The sequence below is a fragment of the Sphaerisporangium sp. NPDC051011 genome, from assembly GCF_040653595.1.
Classification (GTDB): Bacteria; Actinomycetota; Actinomycetes; order Streptosporangiales; family Streptosporangiaceae; genus Sphaerisporangium.
Genome location: NZ_JBFAGG010000013.1, coordinates 69,180 through 86,013, shown reverse-complemented (window position 1 = coordinate 86,013; position 16,834 = coordinate 69,180). Strand labels below are relative to the sequence as shown.

General features: G+C 71.9%; 14 protein-coding genes. 7 read left to right on the top strand and 7 right to left on the bottom strand.

From position 1 onward, the window contains the following. Window positions 1-3: 3 nt before the first annotated feature. The gene (locus AB0H21_RS28095; RefSeq protein ID WP_358522602.1) at window positions 4-1,017 is read right to left on the bottom strand and encodes a ParB N-terminal domain-containing protein; all 1,014 of its coding nucleotides are present in this window, start codon (window positions 1,015-1,017) and stop codon (window positions 4-6) included. Window positions 1,018-1,462: 445 nt separating this feature from the next. On the opposite strand from AB0H21_RS28095, the gene AB0H21_RS28090 reads away from it, so the two are divergent. From AB0H21_RS28090 to AB0H21_RS28080, 3 genes are all read left to right on the top strand, one after another. Continuing rightward, window positions 1,463-2,476 carry a sporulation protein gene (locus tag AB0H21_RS28090; RefSeq protein ID WP_358522242.1) on the top strand — a complete coding sequence of 338 codons (1,014 nt, stop codon included), beginning with the start codon at window positions 1,463-1,465 and terminating at the stop codon, window positions 2,474-2,476. Between the two features lie 533 nt (window positions 2,477-3,009). Continuing rightward, complete coding sequence (locus tag AB0H21_RS28085) at window positions 3,010-3,702, top strand: FadR/GntR family transcriptional regulator (RefSeq protein WP_358522240.1); 693 nt, start codon at window positions 3,010-3,012, stop codon at window positions 3,700-3,702. A 104-nt stretch (window positions 3,703-3,806) separates the two neighbouring features. Then, window positions 3,807-4,958, top strand: a complete 1,152-nt coding sequence (locus tag AB0H21_RS28080) for an MFS transporter (RefSeq protein WP_358522237.1) — start codon at window positions 3,807-3,809, stop codon at window positions 4,956-4,958. A gap of 234 nt (window positions 4,959-5,192) precedes the next feature. On the opposite strand, the gene AB0H21_RS28075 is transcribed toward AB0H21_RS28080, so the two are convergent. Next, on the bottom strand, window positions 5,193-5,417 hold the full coding sequence (locus tag AB0H21_RS28075) for a hypothetical protein (RefSeq protein WP_358522234.1): 225 nt from the start codon (window positions 5,415-5,417) through the stop codon (window positions 5,193-5,195). Window positions 5,418-5,705: 288 nt separating this feature from the next. Between AB0H21_RS28075 and AB0H21_RS28070 the strand changes: the two genes are divergently transcribed. Next, complete coding sequence (locus AB0H21_RS28070; protein WP_358522231.1) at window positions 5,706-6,077, top strand: STAS domain-containing protein; 372 nt, start codon at window positions 5,706-5,708, stop codon at window positions 6,075-6,077. 52 nt (window positions 6,078-6,129) lie between these two features. Here the strand turns inward: AB0H21_RS28070 and AB0H21_RS28065 are convergent, their stop codons facing one another. The 3 genes from AB0H21_RS28065 to AB0H21_RS28055 form a co-directional block, all read right to left on the bottom strand. Then, on the bottom strand, window positions 6,130-8,013 hold the full coding sequence (locus AB0H21_RS28065; protein ID WP_358522228.1) for an ABC transporter ATP-binding protein: 1,884 nt from the start codon (window positions 8,011-8,013) through the stop codon (window positions 6,130-6,132). 192 nt (window positions 8,014-8,205) lie between these two features. Beyond that, window positions 8,206-9,219 (bottom strand): cytochrome d ubiquinol oxidase subunit II, encoded by a 1,014-nt coding sequence (locus tag AB0H21_RS28060; protein WP_358522226.1) that lies wholly within the window; start codon window positions 9,217-9,219, stop codon window positions 8,206-8,208. After that, complete coding sequence (locus tag AB0H21_RS28055) at window positions 9,219-10,658, bottom strand: cytochrome ubiquinol oxidase subunit I (protein ID WP_358522223.1); 1,440 nt, start codon at window positions 10,656-10,658, stop codon at window positions 9,219-9,221. Before AB0H21_RS28055 ends, AB0H21_RS28060 begins: the two co-directional genes overlap by 1 nt. A 293-nt stretch (window positions 10,659-10,951) precedes the next feature. Between AB0H21_RS28055 and AB0H21_RS28050 the strand changes: the two genes are divergently transcribed. Continuing rightward, window positions 10,952-11,092 carry a hypothetical protein gene (locus tag AB0H21_RS28050; protein WP_358522220.1) on the top strand — a complete coding sequence of 47 codons (141 nt, stop codon included), beginning with the start codon at window positions 10,952-10,954 and terminating at the stop codon, window positions 11,090-11,092. A 185-nt stretch (window positions 11,093-11,277) separates the two neighbouring features. Here the strand turns inward: AB0H21_RS28050 and AB0H21_RS28045 are convergent, their stop codons facing one another. Both AB0H21_RS28045 and AB0H21_RS28040 read right to left on the bottom strand, forming a co-directional pair. Further along, a complete protein-coding gene (locus AB0H21_RS28045; protein WP_114032898.1) occupies window positions 11,278-11,469 on the bottom strand; it encodes a (4Fe-4S)-binding protein in 192 nt (63 codons plus the stop codon). An 11-nt stretch (window positions 11,470-11,480) separates the two neighbouring features. Continuing rightward, the gene (locus AB0H21_RS28040) at window positions 11,481-12,677 is read right to left on the bottom strand and encodes a cytochrome P450 (RefSeq protein WP_358522217.1); all 1,197 of its coding nucleotides are present in this window, start codon (window positions 12,675-12,677) and stop codon (window positions 11,481-11,483) included. A 121-nt stretch (window positions 12,678-12,798) separates the two neighbouring features. On the opposite strand from AB0H21_RS28040, the gene AB0H21_RS28035 reads away from it, so the two are divergent. Further along, entirely contained in the window at window positions 12,799-13,512 is a 714-nt protein-coding gene (locus AB0H21_RS28035; protein WP_358522215.1) for a TetR family transcriptional regulator, read from the top strand. Between the two features lie 320 nt (window positions 13,513-13,832). Continuing rightward, entirely contained in the window at window positions 13,833-16,781 is a 2,949-nt protein-coding gene (locus tag AB0H21_RS28030; protein WP_358522212.1) for an AAA family ATPase, read from the top strand. The last annotated feature ends 53 nt before the right edge of the window (window positions 16,782-16,834 follow it).

Here is a 16,834-nt window from a genome sequence, read left to right as displayed (position 1 = left end):
GGCTCAGCGGACGCGGCTGCTCATCTGGTGCGCGACCTGCCGCCAGACCTCCGCGCACTCCCGGGCGGCGTTCGCGACCAGCTCCCTGCAGTGCGGCGGCACGTTCTCGATGAGGCTGTTCCACTGGTCGGGGCTCAGCATGGTGTTGGCGTCCAGCAGGCGCAGCAGCAGGCGGCCCTGGTCGGTGTACCTGATGGAGGGGTCCCTCTTCAGGATCGGCAGGATGCGCGCCGCCCCGGGGAACCCGTCGGCCACGGGCTCCTCCGGCGCCGGTTCCTCGCGCCGCCCGGCGGCCACGGGGACGCTCGGCCGTTCCCCGCGCTTCGGCAGCACGGGGCTCTCACCCCGGTGGACCCGGTTGCGCACGTCCCGCGCGGTCGCCAGCGAGACGCCCACGGCCTTGGCGATCTGCCGCAGCGTCGCGTCGGGGTTCTCCATGATGAACTTCGCCGCCAGCCTGCGGCCCTCCCCGCTGTCGACGGGCCGCATCCTGCCGTCGTGGCCGAGCCGGACGTCCATCCGGGGAAGCTCCTCGGTCAGCCGGCTGCGGATCCCGCCCACCGTCTTCGGCGACAACCCCGTGCTGCCCGCGATCATCCGGTCCGACCACTGCGGATGCGACCGGATGATCCGCTCCGCCGCGGCCGTCCGGTCCGCGTGCGTCAACGGCAGGCCGTGCTTGGTGTTGGCCCGGACGGCGAGCACGAAAACCTCATCTTCGTCGCCGTCGAAGAACCGCACGTCGATCTCACGCTGGTCTCTGAGCTCGGCCGCCTTCAGCCGGTGCATCCCGTCGATGACGCGCATGGTCTCCCGGTGCACGATGATCGGCGGCAGCACCTCGCCCGACTGCGCGAGCATCCGGGCGTGCTCGGCGCTCTCGCCGGCCAGCCGCGGCGAGTCCGCCGCGCGCACCGACGCGATCGGCACGCGCTCCACGGGCAGCCGGTCCACCAGAACGTCCCACAACTGCGCCGACGAACAACGATCGCCGACGGCCGGTTCCATCTCGACCATGGTCACTGCCTTCGTCCTCCCAAGTCCGTCCGGGGTCCGGCCTCCGGTTCACGAGAACCGGACGGCCGGCGTGTCCGATACGAGAATCAGCCGGCGCGGCGGCGGATCGCGGACGTCCGAGACCATGCCTCCGGCGCGGCACGCAGCCTCGTCCCCGGTACGAGCTGCGAGTGGAACAGCACCCGGCCGCCGGTGGTGCGGCGCCGTCGACCAGGCGACACGGTGGAAACTGGACCGCTCAACACCCGCTCCGCGGGAAATGTTCCGGGGCGTCCCCTGGGCGGCGATACGGCCCTGGCCGCGCGCGCTCGACCGGCCGGAGTTCGTCCGGCCCACCGGCTGAGAGAGCGCCCGGGGACGGGGCCTCCGCGAGGGAACCGCCGCCCCGTCCTGCTCGTTGCCTGTTCGGTCATTGTGATGTCCGACGACAGCAGGAGAGGGAACCGTGGTCTTCAAACGGATGCTGGGAGCCTTAGGTGTCGGGGGCCCTTCGGTCGACACGGTCCTGGCCACACCGCGCGTGCTGCCCGGCGGGTCGCTGAGCGGAGAGGTGCGCGTCAAGGGCGGCGAGATCCCCTCCGACATCGAGTACGTCGCGCTCTCGCTGGTCACGCGGGTCGAGGTCGAGCACGGCGACTCCGAGCACACCGGCACCGCCGAGTTCTTCAGGGCGCAGGTCTCGGGGCCGTTCCACCTCTCCGAGGGCGGGTACCACACCATCCCGTTCCACCTTCCCGTCCCGTGGGAGACGCCGATCACCGAGACGCACGGCGGCGCGCTGCACGGCGCGACCGTCGGCGTGCGCACCGAGCTGTCGGTCGCCAGGGCCGTCGACAAGGGCGACCTCGACGCCGTCTCGGTCGCGCCGCTGCCCTCGCAGGAGCGGGTGCTGGACGGCTTCGCCCGGCTCGGCTTCCACCTCAAGAAGGCCGACATGGAGGCGGGCCGCATCCAGGGCGTGCACCAGCAGCTCCCGTTCTTCCAGGAGATCGAGTTCTACCCGCCCGCGCAGTGGGCCGGGCGCGTCAACGAGGTCGAGCTGACCTTCGTCGCCGACCCGCACGGGCTGGCCGTGATCCTGGAGGCCGACAAGCGCGGCGGGCTGTTCACCGCCGGGCACGACACCTACGGCCGTTTCCAGGTCGGCCACGAGCAGGCAGCGCAGATGGACTGGGCCGCCGAGATCGGCCGCTGGATGGACGGGCTGGCCCACCACCACGGCGGCGGCCACCCCATGATGGGCGGCCACGACCCGTACGGGCACGGCGGCCACCACGGCGGCCACTACGGCGAGCCCCACCACGGGCACTACGACCACGACCGGCACCACGGCGGGCCGGGCTGGGGCACGGTGGCCGCGGTCGGGGCGGCCGGACTCATCGGCGGCATCGTCGCGGCGGAGGTCGTCGACGAGATCGGCGACTTCTTCGAGGGCGACGAGGGGGACGGCGGCTGGTAGGGGTCCCGCGGCTCACCGACGCGGGCGGCCTCCCGGCTGCTGCACACACGCCGGTCGACATGGAAATCAAGACCGGCCCCATGGCCTGGTCCCAAACCAACCATCCGCGTCCTCCTCGGGCTTGGGGCTCGGCCGGCCGTTCCTCCTTAGTTCGGCCTCGGGCGCACGTGGTTCGCGATCGCCGCGTCGTCGTCCGCGCCGTACATTTCGTCGATCAGTGTCGCGAACGAGCTTCCCACGTTGTCCTTTGATCGCCTCGGGTAGCTCCGGCGGAGTGGCGTCGATTCCGACCACAAGCCGACTGCGTTCACCGTGACCGTTGATCTTGCAGACACCGGAACCGGGGGTCTCGGCGACGGCGCGGGCACAGACCTGTCGGGCACTGGCCGATCCGACCACGACGCCTGCACAGTTGCGCCTGTGTCCATCACGCAAATCCGCTGCGCCGAGGACACCTGCACGACAGGAGGACATAGGCGCATAGCGATCTACGTCACATACAAATGTCAGACATTCGGTGTTAGGGTCACCTTATGAAGAATCTTCCGGCGCCGCGCCGCGTCGCGAGCTTGTCTGCGCAACTGGTGGACACTCTCCGTGAGCAGATCGCATCCGGCGCATGGCCTGTAGGGATGCGGATTCCGCCCGAACATGATCTGGTCAAGCAACTCGGTGTCGGGCGCACGACGGTGCGCGAGGCGCTAGGCGCGCTGGTGCATCTGGGCCTGTTGGAGGCTCGGAAAGGTGACGGGACGTACGTCCGGGCATCGAGCGAAATGCAGTCGGTACTGATGAGACGTGCCGAAACCTCGAGGGGAAGAGACGTGCTGGAACTGCGCGCGGTGCTGGAGGAGTACGCCTCGGGCCTCGCCGCGTTGCGGCGTACCGACGATGACCTGATTCGCCTTCGGCACCTCCTCGACGAGGCCGAGGCGACCGCGGATTCCCAGGAGATGGCCGCCATGGCGGAGGTCGACACCCGCTTCCACCAGGCCGTGGTGAGTGCCGGCGGGAACACCCTGCTCACCGAGATGTACGACGTCCTCAGCATCGCGGTCACCGAGCAGATCTGCGGCACGCTCTGGCCAAGCGCGACGGCCACAGAGCACACCCTTCTGCATAGGCGTCTTGTTGAGGCGATCGCCGCCCAAGACGAGGTCGGTGCACGCTACTGCGCCGCCGAGATCGTGAAGCTCACCGAGACCGCGACGGAACGACAGAAGTGACCAACTCAAGGACCTCCCACGTCGACCTCGCCGTGGCTACAGAGGCTGACCTGGCCGCAACCACTATGAGGCCGGTTACCACGCCTGCCCTTTCGGCCGGCCTCGTGATCGCGATTCTCTTGGTGGCGGCCAACCTGCGCGCGACCTTGACGGGTGTGGGCACACTGCTGCCGGCCATCGAGCACGACACCGGGTTGACCGCGTCGGCGGGTGGCGTACTGAGCACCATGCCGCTGCTCATGTTCGCTGTGACTTCGCCATTTGTCGGGCGTGCCTCACACCGGGTCGGCACCACCCGTCTCCTCGTGGCTGCCCTCGCAGTTCTGGCAGCGGGCACCGTGATCCGGTCCCTTCCTTCGATCGCCTGTTTGTTCGTCGGAACTGTGATCCTCTCGGTGGCGATCGCAGTCGGCAACGTTCTGCTGCCTACGGTGATTCGCACCCACGTGCCCGGCCCGCAGGTTCATACCGTTAGCGCCCTCTACGTCACCGCTATGGGATTGGTCGCTGCTCTGTCGTCCGGCATCTCCGTCCCGCTTGCCAAGGTCCTACCCGGAACCTGGCATTCCGCCCTGGCCTGGGGAGTGGTCGTCGCCCTCGCTGCTCTCGCCGGTTGGCTGCCCCGGCTACGCGGGGCCCGACCAGACGGCGGCGTGCGGTCTCGTGGGACCCACGCTCGGACCCCATGGAGATCCTGGCTGGCGTGGCAGGTGTCCTTCTTCATGGGCCTGCAATCCCTTGCCTTCTACACCGCCATCGCCTGGCTGCCCAGCATCCTCAGTAAGCAGGGCATGGGCACCGCAGCTGCCGGCTGGATGCTGTTCTACTACCAACTCGTCGCACTGGTCACGAGCATGTTGCTGCCTTTGATCACCCGGGGCCGCCACGACCAGCGCTTCGCTGCTGCCGCGGCCTCAGCGATCGTCGCCGCCGGCTTCGCGATTCTGCTCCTCCTTCCGACCCTTGCAGCCGTGGCGTGTACTCTTCTCGGGCTAGGCTCCGGTGTTTGCCTCGTGCTCGCCCTGAGCTTTCAAAGCCAACGCGCCACTGGCCCCAGCGAGACCACAGCCCTGGCCGGGATGGCTCAGTCCATCGGCTATCTCGTCGCCGCGGCGGGGCCCCTTCTTCTGGGCATCCTGCACGACACCACCGACAGCTGGACTGGTGCTCTCATCCTCCTCATCGCATTGAGCCTGGTCATGGCCGCTGCCGGTTACGGTGCTGGACGCGACCGCCACGTTCGCGCCCGTGATTGAACCTCGTCGAGCGCCGGGCCGATCCCGAGAACGGTCGCGCCGGCCTGCAGCGTCCACCCGCGCGAAGCCGCAGGCGGGCCCGGCACGGCGCCCCGGGCTGCGGCCATCCGCTTGCAGAACATGGTCACCACCGCATCATCGGGGGCATCGTCGCGGCGGAGGTCGTCGACGAGATCGGCGACTTCTTCGAGGGCGACGAGGGGGACGGCGGCGGGCTGGTAGGGGTCCCGCGGCTCAACGGCGCCGGCGGCCTCCCGGAATCACCGGCAGGACCGGAGGGCGGCGCCCGCGCGCGGGCGACAGGCGCAGCGCGGCGCGCAGCAGGTACCGGCAGGTGTGACGGCCGAAGTCCTCGCGACCGCCCCGCCTCGGGAACGGCTCGGCGAAGCCCAGCCGTTCCAGGGCGGCCTTCAGGGACAGCCTTCCCGTACGCCCGAATGCCGCGCCGATGACCCGCACACCTACCTCCCCACACCAGCCTCGTCCTCGCCGGGCAAAGCCCGCCCCAGGCCCCGCCCAAAAACGGCCACCGGCCCCGGACCAGGGCGGACGAGGTGACGGACGTCATCGGCGGGCGCTCACCGGGGGCCCGCCCACCGCGCCCGGCGCGTCCCCGCCGGGCGGTCCTCCCCGGCGACCGGGGATGAATACTTGACTCCCGGAGGTTTGCCGGTCCCACATCCTTGTAATCGCGTGTCGACCAGGAACAGACTGAGGGGGCAGGTCCCCAGCCGTGGAGGTCACGACATGCCGTTGACGGTAAGTCGGGAGAACCGGCGCGAGTTCACCGTTATCGCCATCATCGGCGAGGTGGACCTCAACGGTGTGCCCCGGCTGGGCGAGAACATCGAGGAGGCGTTCCACCGCAAGGCCCCTCAACTGATCTTCGACCTGTCACGCATGAACTTCATCGACTCCTCCGGCCTGCGCGTCCTGGTCCGGGCCGGCGCCAAGGCCGCCGAATGCGGCGGCACCTGCGCGCTCTGCTGCCTGTGCCCCACCCCGAGACGCATCCTGAACCTCACCGGCATCGACGCCGCCTTCGACATCTACCCCTCGGTGGACGCCGCGATGGCGGGCGGCCCCATGGAGAGCCGGGCATCCCTCAGCCTCTCCTGACCGGGCTCCGGACCGGCCCGTTCTCCTCACCGGTTTCCCGCCGGCCCTTGGGTCAGGCGACGGCCTCGGCGGCGTCGCGCTCGTCGAACTGAGTGCGGTACAACTCCTCGTAGCGACCGCCCGCGGCGAGCAGGTCCAGGTGGGTGCCGCGCTCGGCCACCCGCCCGTCCTCGATCACCAGGATGAGGTCGGCCGCGCGGATCGTGGACAGCCGGTGGGCGATCACCACGGCCGTCCGCCCGGCGAGGGCCTCGCCCAGCGCCTCCTGCACCGCGGCCTCCGAGGTCGAGTCCAGGTGGGCGGTGGCCTCGTCGAGGATCACGACGCGCGGGCGGGCGAGCAGCAGCCGGGCGATCGTCAGCCGCTGGCGCTCGCCGCCGGACAGCCGGTACCCCCGCTCACCGACGATCGTGTCCAGCCCGTCGGGCAGGGAGCGCACCAGGCCGTCGAGCCGGGCGCGGCGCAGGACCTCCCACAGCTCGTCCTCCCCCGCCTCCGGCCGGGCCAGCAGCAGGTTGGCGCGGACGGACTCGTGGAACAGGTGCCCGTCCTGGGTGACCATGCCGAGCGTCGCGCGGATCGACTCGGCGGACAGATCGCGCAGGTCGACGCCCCCGAGCCGCACGGCGCCCGAGTCGACGTCGTACAGGCGGGCCAGGAGCTGGGCGATCGTGGACTTGCCCGCGCCCGATGACCCGACCAGCGCGACCATGCGCCCCGGCTCGACGGCGAACGACACGCCGTGCAGTACCTCGGCGCCGCCGCGGGTGTCGAGGGTGGCGACCTCTTCGAGCGAGGCGAGCGACACCTTGTCGGCCGAGGGGTAGGAGAACCGCACATCGTCGAACTCGACGGAGACCGGCCCCTCGGGGACGGCGCGGGCGCCGGGCCTGTCGGCGATGAGCGGCTTGAGGTCGAGCACCTCGAAGACCCGCTCGAAGCTCACCAGCGCGCTCATGACCTCGACGCGCGCGCTGGCCAGGGCGGTGAGCGGCGCGTACAGGCGGGTGAGCAGCAGCGCGAGGGCGACGACGTTGCCCGGTTCGAGCTGGCCGCTCAGGGAGTAGAAGCCGCCCAGGCCGTACACGATGGCGAGGGCCAGCGCGGAGACCAGCGTCAGGGCGGTGACGAACACCGACTGGACCATCGCCGTGCGCACGCCGATGTCGCGGACGCGCCGCGCCCGGGCCGCGAACTCGGCCGACTCGCTCGCGGGCCTGCCGAACAGCTTGATCAGCGTCGCGCCGGGCGCGGAGAACCGCTCGGTCATCTGGGTGCTCATCTGCGCGTTGTGGTCGGCCGCCTCGCGCTCCAGGCGGGCCAGGCGCGTGCCCATGCGCCGCGCGGGCAGGACGAACACCGGCAGCAGCACCAGCGCGAGCAGCGTGACCTGCCAGGACAGGCCGATCATGACGACGAGCGTGAGCACGAGCGTCACGACGTTGCCGACCACGCCCGACAGGGTGTCGCTGAAGGCGCGCTGGGCGCCGATGACGTCGTTGTTGAGGCGGCTGACCAGCGCGCCCGTCCTGGTGCGGGTGAAGAACGCGACCGGCATGCGCTGGACGTGGTCGAACACGGCTCTGCGCAGGTCGAGGATCAGCCCCTCGCCGACGCCGGCCGACAACCAGCGTGTCAGCAGCCCGAGCCCGGCGTCGAGCAGCGCGATGACGGCGATCAGCACCGCCAGCGTCACCACCGTGCCGAGCGCCTCGCCGCGCACGATCGCGTCCACGACGCGGCCGGCGAGCACGGGCGAGGCGACCGCGAGCACCGCCCCCACCACGCTCAGCAGCAGGAACCAGGCCAGCATGCGGCGGTGCGGCCGCGCGAACGCGCCGATGCGCCGCAACGTGGCCTTCGAGAACGGCCGCCGGTCGTCGCTCGCGTGCATCGCGTTGTACAGCGAATGCCACGCGGTCACTTCCATGTCCATCGTCACAACACCCCGTGTTCAGGCGGGCCCGGCGCTTCGCCGGACCTCTCGGTCGTCCACCGGCCCTCGCGGCGGCCGTGATCACAGGGTGCGCTCCGCGGCCGGTGCGGCGAGCCCACAGAAAACCCTAGAACCTCAACAAATGTTGAGGTCAAGGAGCCTCCTCGGGGCGCCGCGGCCGCGGCAGGGCCGTCACTCCGGCGATTCGCCCTCGCGCAGCCCGCGCCGCTGAAGGTCGATCAGCCACGCCATGGACGGCGCGATCAGGAGCACACCCACCGCGATCACGACCATTGTGGCGACCAGCACCGACATTTCCGCGGCCGCCTGAAGGTAGGTGAGGTTCGGTGGCAGCATGACGGGGTACTGCGCCAGCGGCCACCCCCACAGGATCGCGATCACGCCCAGCATCGCCGCGGCGCGCACCAGCGAGTAGACCCGCCACCACAGCAGCACGAGCGACGCCACGCCGAACACCGCGCTCGCCACCACCACGGGCAGGGCGCGCCCGGTGAGCCCGTCGTACAGCGGCCGGGCGTCCCAGCGCAGGACGGCGATGCCGCCGAGGGCGACGGCGCCGATGACGACCGCCGCGACCAGCGCGCGGGCGCGGAACCACTCGGCCACCTCCGGCTTCCCGCCCTCGACCGCGTCGTCGCTCAGATAGGCCCCGGCCAGGTACACGCAGACCAGGACGGCGAGCACACCGCCGAGGATCGAGGTCGGGTTGAGCCAGCTCGTGACGATGTTCCCCCTGGCCAGGCCGGGCGGCACCCGGCCGGAGGCGATGCCGCCCGCGACCGTGCCGAAGAAGAAGGGGGTGAGGACCGAGGAGATCGCGAAGGCCCCGCCGAACAGCCGCCGCTGCCACAGCTCCCGTGCGGCCTTGCGGAACGCGAACGCCGTGCCCCGGGCGATGATCCCGAGCGCGGCGACGGTCAGCGGGATGTAGAGGGTGGACATCACCGAGGCGAACACCCCGGGGAAGGCCGTCCACAGCACCACCAGGACGAAGATCAGCCACACGTGGTTGGCCTCCCAGACCGGCCCGATCGCCCGCTCGATGAGCTTGCGCCGCGGCATGCCGGGACGGCTGCGCCCGGCCATCAGGTCCCAGGCCCCGGCGCCGAAGTCCGCCCCGGCCAGCAGGGCGTACAAGGTCAGCCCCACCCACATCACCACGAGCACGACGCGCGCGACGTCCATCAGCGCGGCCCCGGCGCGGGCTCCGGCTCCTGCGGCGCGATCACCTGGCCGCCCCGGCGCAGCAGCCGCAGGACGTACAGGGTGACGACGGTGAGCACGAGGTAGACGAGCGTCACGACGACGAACCCGTTCCACAGCCCCGGAGCGGGGTTCACCGCGTCGAATGTGCGCATGTGACCGTACACCGTCCACGGCTGCCTGCCGACCTCGGTGACCGTCCATCCGGCCTCGACGGCGATCACCGCCGCCACCCCGGACAGGGCTGCCAGCCGCAGGAACCACGGCGAGCGCGGCGTCCCGCGCCGCCGCCACCAGCTCCAGGCGAGCCAGGCCGACAGCGCGAGCAGCGCGAAGCCCATCGCGACCATCAGGTCGAAGGCCAGGTGGACGATGCCGACCGGCGCGCGGTCCGGCCTGGGGACGCGGTCGAGGCCCTGGACGACGGCGTCGAAACTGCCCTTCGCCAGGAAGGACAGCATCTTCGGCACCTCGATGGAGTAGTGCAGCCGGTCGCCGGAGACGATGCCGCCGATGCTCAGCGGCGCGCCCGCCCGCGTCTGGAAGAGCGCCTCGGCGGCGGCGAACTTGGCCGGCTGGAGCCGGGCGACCTCCCTCCCCGCCCAGTCGCCGACCACGACCTGGACGGGCGTGAGCGCGGCCGCGAGCGTGAAGGGGACCAGGAAGCCCAGCCTGTGGTAGCGGTCCGTACGTCCCCGGAGCATGCCGGCCGCGTACACGCCCGCGACGAGGAAGCCGGAGACCATGAACGCCGCCACGATCATGTGCAGGGTCTCGTGCGGCACGGCCGGGTTGAACATCGCCCGCCACGGGTTCACGTTCCGCACCACGGCGCCCGCGGGCGTGAAGCCCACCGGCGCGTTCATCCACGCGTTGGCGCAGACGACGAGGAAGGCCGACGCCGTCCCGGCGAGCAGGACGGGCAGCCCGGCGAGCAGGTGGGCCCTCGGCGTGAGGTGGTTCCAGGAGTAGAGGTAGATGCCGAGGAAGATGGCCTCCACGAAGAAGGCGACGCCCTCGGCGGCGAACGGCAGGCCGATCACCTGGCCGTAGACGCCCATCATGGCGGGCCACAGCAGGCCCAGCTCGAAGCTGAGGATCGTCCCCGACACCGCGCCCGCCGCGAACAGCACACCGACCGCCGTGGCCCACTGGTGGGCCAGCCGCATGTACGCGTCGTCGCCCGTGCGGATCGCCCGCCATTCGGCCAGCAGGATCAGCGCGGGCATGCCGACGCCCAGGCAGGCGAGCACGATGTGCCAGCCGAGCGACAGCGCCATCTGCGTGCGCGCCGCGAGGAGGTCCTGCGGGCTCGCCGGGCCGGCCGCGTTCCGGAGGACCTCCAGGACCCCCGCACCGGCCGTCGCCGCCATGCGCGCCGTTTCGGCGAGCAGGCCCACGGCCGGCTGCCACGTCCCCATCCACGCCTCCCCCGCGCCGCACCCGCGTGGCGCGCCAGTGGTCGGCACGCGTGTTTCTGCAGGTTAAGGGGTAGGCGCGCCCGCGACGAGGCTTCCGGCGGCGGCGCGTCGGCGGTTGCCGGAACCCATGCCGGTGGTTTGCCCGCAGCCGGGTGACCATGCCGCGACGGCGTGGTTAGGGTGAGTGCTGTACCGCGCCGTCTTGGCGTATCCCGGGAAGCCATAGCGACGTTCCGTCGGCCCAGAGGCGAGCTCCAGGGCCACAGACGAGTCTGGTTACGGAGTTGATTCTCATGTTCAGACGACTCATCGCCACCGGCATCCTGCTCACCGTCGCCGTTCTCGCGATGACGGCGCCCGCCTCCGCCGTCCACGAGCGCGGCGGGGACGATGATGACGACGACTGGGACGACGAGGACGACGACTGGGACTAACGAGCCGGCCGGTGTCACCGGCGCGGCGCCCCGCGTGACCGCCTGAGGACGGCCGCGCGTCCCGCGCCCCGGCACGGCGCCGCCCCGCGAGAGGTCGTCGCGGGGCGACGCCCGTCCGGGCGCTCACGCGCGCGCGGCCGCCGCGGACCCCGGCGAGCCGACCGGCCTCGCCGACCTCGCCGGGCTCACGAGATGGACAGCGCGCCGGATGGGCAGACCTGCACGGCGCGCCGGACCGCCCCCTCCTTGTCGGCGGGGGGCTCGGGAAGCAGCACCACGACCGTGCCGTCCTCCTCGCTCTGGTCGAACACGTCGGCGGCGGTGAGCACGCACATGCCCGCGCCGATGCAGACGTCGGTGTCCGCTTTGATCCGCATGATCAAACCTCCTACCAGGCGACCGGCAATCGGTGAACGCCGTAGATGGCCATGTTGGACCGCATCGCGACCTCCTCCTCCGGCGTCGCGAGGCGGAGCCCCGGGAAGCGACGCAGCAGCGCCGGGTATCCGATGCGCATCTCGATGCGGGCGAGTTGCTGCCCGAGACACTGGTGGACGCCGTGGCCGAACGAGAGGTGCCCGGTGGCCTGCCGCGTGATGTCCAGCGTATCGGGGGATTCGAACCGCCCGGGATCACGGTTCGCGGCGCCGAGCGAGAGCGTCACGGACTCGCCGGCCTTGATGGTGTACCCCTCGATCTCGGCGTCCTCCAGCGCGGTCCTGATCGGGCCGATGTGGACGATCGTGAGGTACCTCAGCAGCTCCTCGACGGCGGAGTCGGCCAGTGAGGGGTCGTCGCGCAGCGCGGCGAGCTGGGCGGGGTTCTTCAGCAGGGTGTAGGTGCCGAGCGCGAGCATGTTCGCGGTGGTCTCGTGGCCGGCGATGAGCATGAGCACCGAGGCTCCGGCGATCTCGATGTCGGTGAGCTCCCCGGTCGCGATCAGACCGCCGATCAGGTCGTCGCCCGGCTCGGCGCGCTTGAGGGTGACCAGGCCGCGGATGTAGTCCACCAGGTTGTCCATCGCCCCCTTCGCCTGCTCGATGGACGACTCCAGGCTCAGCAGGGTGGTCGAGTCGCGCTGGAAGCGGTCGTGGTCGTCGTACGGGACGCCGAGCAGTTCGCAGATGACCAGGGACGGGATCGGCAGCGCGAACTCCCGCACGAGGTCGGCGGGCGCCCCCACCTGTTCCATGGCGTCGAGCCGGTCGGCGGTGATCTTCTCGATCCGCGGTTCGAGCTGCCGCATGCGGCGGACGGTGAACTGGCCGGTGAGCAGGCGGCGGAAGCGCGTGTGCTCGGGCGGGTCCTCGCGGATGAAGAACCCGGGCAGCTTGGCCAGGGTCTGCACCCGCGCGCGCTGGCTGATCGGCGGGTGCAGGCGCGGGGTCTCGGCGCTGAAGCGGGGGTCGGCGAGCACCGCGCGCACCGCGGAGTATCCGGTGGCGAGCCAGCCGACGTGGTCGTCGGCGTACAGCATCGGCCGGATCGGGCCCTCCTCGCGCCATCGCCCCAGGTCCCCGGGAGGATCGAACGGTTCCTCCCGGGACAGGGGAAGGGTGACGGGCTCGGGCATGGCGTTGGTCATGAGACGCTCCTTGACTGGACGCTCTTACGGAACTTGACCAGATTTGCTCTCCCAAGAAAACAGTACCTCCTCCGAAGTTGCAACGGCTGAAAAAAAGCATCAGATGCAGTAAAATTCCGTCATGGGCGGCATCGGGCTGAGGGAACGCAAGAAGCAGCGCACGCGCCGTGCGCTGGTCGAGGCCGCCGTGCGCCTCTTCGAGGAGAAGGGCTTCGACGAGACGACCGTCGCCGAGATCGCCGCCGCCGTGGAGGTCGCGCCCCGCACGTTCTTCAGCTACTTCCCGAGCAAGGAGGACGTGCTGTTCTTCGACACCCGGTCGCGGTTCGAGCGCGCGCTGGCGATCATCGCCGGCCGCCGGCCGGGCGAGCCCCTGGTGGACCTGCTGGTGCGCGTGGGCGACGCGGTGCTCGTCCACCTGGACGGCACGCTCCGCCAGGATGAGCGCGACGCCGGCGGGGGGGACGGCACGGATGACGCCGAGGACGCCGACTCGGCCGAGCTCGCGGAGGACGCGCGGCTCGCCCTGAGGCTGGCCCCGGCGCGCTACGATCTGATCACGTCGGTCCCGGCGCTCCAGGCGCGGGCGCTGCACCTGCTGTTCGACGTCCAGCGCGAGCTGTCGGAGGCCCTGTGCCGGGCGTACAAGGGCGAGCTCGACCCCATCGAGGCCGCGGCGGTCGTGGGCGTCTTCGTCGGCGGGGCGAAGATGGCGGCGATGGCCAGCCGGGACCGCGGCGAGTCCCCGGAGATGATATGGGCGGCGGCGCGCCGGGGCGTCCAGATCGCCGTCCGCGGGCTGGGCTCGCTGGACGATCCGGGCCGGCGCGGCTGAGGCTCCGCGCGGGCGGGCGTCCACATCTGGACGGCCGGGGCGGCGGCTCGCGATGATACGCCGCGCACGACTACACGAAACCGCCACAAAAGCCTAACCGACCGCGGTACAGGGCGCACGATTTGGTCACAAAAGGTCTTATTGGGCTGATCGGCCCGCCACCAGCCTGTTTTACGACAAAATCATGCCCCGAGGGCGTGCGCATGGTGAGCCCTCGACCGTGAACACCCGGCTCCGCCGGAGTCCCGCGTCAAGTCCATCACGGAATTGCATTGCGGCGCGGCTGTTCGTGGTGTTCCGTCGCGCTGTGGGGTACAGATATGAACGGTCCTGAGACGCTGCCATTCGGCGAGGGCACCCAGACGGCCCGCCCCGGCGGGACCCCCCTCGTCGGCCGACACGACGCTCTGCGCGAATTCACCCAGACGGTCGACGCCCTGTCTCCCGGCCACCCCGGCTCCTCCTCCGGATACCCCCCGCGCACCGGGTCCAGCGGGTTCCGGTTCCTGGCCGTGGTCGGCGAGCCCGGCGCCGGCAAGACCCGGCTGCTGGCCGAGCTCGCCCACCTCACCACCGGCCGCGGCCTGACCACACTGTGGGGCAGGGCGGCCGAGTTCGAACAGATAATGCCGTTCAGCGCGCTGGTCGACGCCCTGGACGACCACCTGGAGGCCCGCCGCGACGAGCTGTCGGGACGGCTCGCCCCCGGTCAGGCCCGCGGGCTCGCCAGCGTCTTCCCCGCGCTGGCCGCCAAGATGCCGCCGGAGGCCGAGGCCCCCGAGAGCGACGACCAGAGCGGAATGGTCCGCTACCGGCTCTACCGCGCGCTGCGCCAGCTCGTCGACGAGCTGGCCGCGCCCAGCGGGCTGGCGCTCATCCTGGACGACCTGCACTGGGCCGACGACAGCTCGGCCGAGTTCCTGGACCACCTGGTACGCCATCCCCCGCGCGGCAAGGTGCTGGTCGCCATCGCCTACCGGCCCGCCCAGGTCACCCCGCGCCTGGCCGCCCTGGCGCTGAGCGCGGGCGCGCGCGGCCGGCAGGTCACGGTGGGCCCGCTCGACCAGGCCGAGGTCGAGGAGTTCCTCGGCCCGCGCGTCAACCGCACCCGCAGCCGCGCCCTGTACGAGGCCAGCGGCGGCAACCCGTTCTACCTGGAGGCGCTGGCGCGCATGAGCCAGCGCGAGGTCGGCGACCTGCCCCCGACCGTCCGGGCCGCGCTGCGCGTGGAGCTGGGCGACCTGTCCCCCGGCTCGCTGCTGATCGCCCAGGCGGCCGCCGTGACCGCCGACGAGTTCGTCCCCGCCCTGGCCGCCGTCACCGCGCAGGTGCCCGAGGCGACCGCCCTGGAGGGGCTCAACGAGCTGGTCGCCCGCGACATCGTCCGCCCCGCCGCCGCCGGGCGGTTCCGCTTCCGCCACCCGCTGGTCCGCCGCACCGCCTACGAATCGGCCGCGGCCGGCTGGCAGCTCGCCGCGCACGCCCGCCTGGCCGCCCACCTGGCCGAGCTGGGCGCGCCGGCCACCGTCCAGGCCCACCACGTGGAGCGGTCGGGATCCTTCGGCGACCAGCGCGCCGTCGCCACCCTGGTCGAGGCCGCCCGCACGGTGGCCACCCACGCCCCCGTCACCGCCGCCCACTGGCTGCGCAAGGCCCTCGACCTGACCCCCGAGGAGCCCGCCACGCTGGAGGACCGCCTGGAACTGCTGATGGAGCTCAGCCGCACCCAGGGGGTCAGCGGGCGCCTGGCCGAGGGCCGCGACACCGCCCGCGAGCTGCTGCGCCTGCTGCCCGTCGACGACCACGCCCGCCGCGCCCGCGCCGCGCGCATCTGCGCCCTGATGGAACGCCAGCTCGACCGTCCCGCCGAGGCGCGGGCCCTGCTGCTGGACGAGCTGCGCCGCATGCCCGACCCCCGGGCCGCCGCCGCGATCCCGCTGCGCATGCGGCTGGTCGCCGAGAGCATGATGCGCGTCGACTTCCGCGCCGCCCAGGCCGTGCTGGACCTCATGCCCGACTCCGGCGACGACTGGGAGCCCGACCTGGCCATGGCGGTGGCGGCCCTGCGCCCGATGCCCGCCTACGCCGCCGGGCGCATGGTCGAGGCGCTGCGCGCGGCCGACGCCGCCGACCGGCTCGTCAGCACCGCCCTGGACGACCACCTCGCCGAGTGGCTGGACGCCGTGGCCTGGCTGTGCTGGGCCGAGACCAACCTCGGCCGCTACTCGGTGGCGCTGCGCCACTTCGAGCGCGCCGTCGCCGTCGCCCGCTCCACCGGGCAGACCTACATCCTGACCAACCTGCTCGCGGGCAAGGCCAGGACGCTCACCGTGCTCGGCAGGCTCCCCGAGGCGCTCGCCACCGTCGAGGAGTCCGTCGAGGGCGCCCGGCTGCTGGAGTCCGGCCAGCAGCTCGTCTTCGCGCTCACCCAGTTCTGCGTCTCCTCGGCCCTGACCGGCGAGCACGAAGCCGCGTTGCGGGCCGTCGAGGAGGCCATCCGGGCGGGCGTGGGAGGCGGCGAGGTCTGGAGCGACATGGCGCGGCACGCCCGGGGCGTCGCGCTGGTGATGGCCGGGCGCATGGGCGAGGGCATCGAGGCGATCCTGGACGCGTGCGGCCGGTTCGACGACCCCCGCCTGGACCGCGGCACGCTGGTGGCGAGCTGCGAACTGCTGGCCCTGGCCGAGGCCTCACACGGCCGCGCCTCCGAGGCGGCGCGGTGGGCGGAGGTCGCCGCCGGCATCACCGACCCCGCGCTGCCGGTGTTCTCCGGGTTCATCCCGCTGGCCCGCGCCCACGCCCTGCGCGCGTCCGACCCCGCCCAGGCGGCGGCGCTGGCCCAGGAGGCGGCCAGGCTGCTGACCGCCGGCGAGCGCCGCATCGACGCCGGGCGCGCCCTGCTCGCCGCCGGGCAGGCGTACGGCGACGCGGGACGGCGGCCGGTGGCCATCGAGTGCCTGCGCGACGCCGCCGAGATCTTCCAGACCGCGGGCGCGCGCGCCCTCGCGGCCCAGGCCCTGCGCGAGCAGCGCCGGCTCGGCGTGCGCGTCTCCTCCACGGCCGCGGCCGGGCAGGGCGGCGGCGCGCACGGGCTCTCACCGCGCGAGCTGGAGATCGCCGGGCTGGTCGCCGAGGGCCTGACCAACCAGCAGATCGCCGAGCAACTCTTCCTCAGCGCGCGCACCGTCGAGACTCACCTCACCCGGGTCTTCGCCAAGCTCGGCGTCACCTCCCGCGTCGGCGTGGCCACCAAACTCAACCGAAAGTGAACCGAAACCCCTGATCCACTGTCTCACCTACGGGGACCCCTACCCGGTGTACG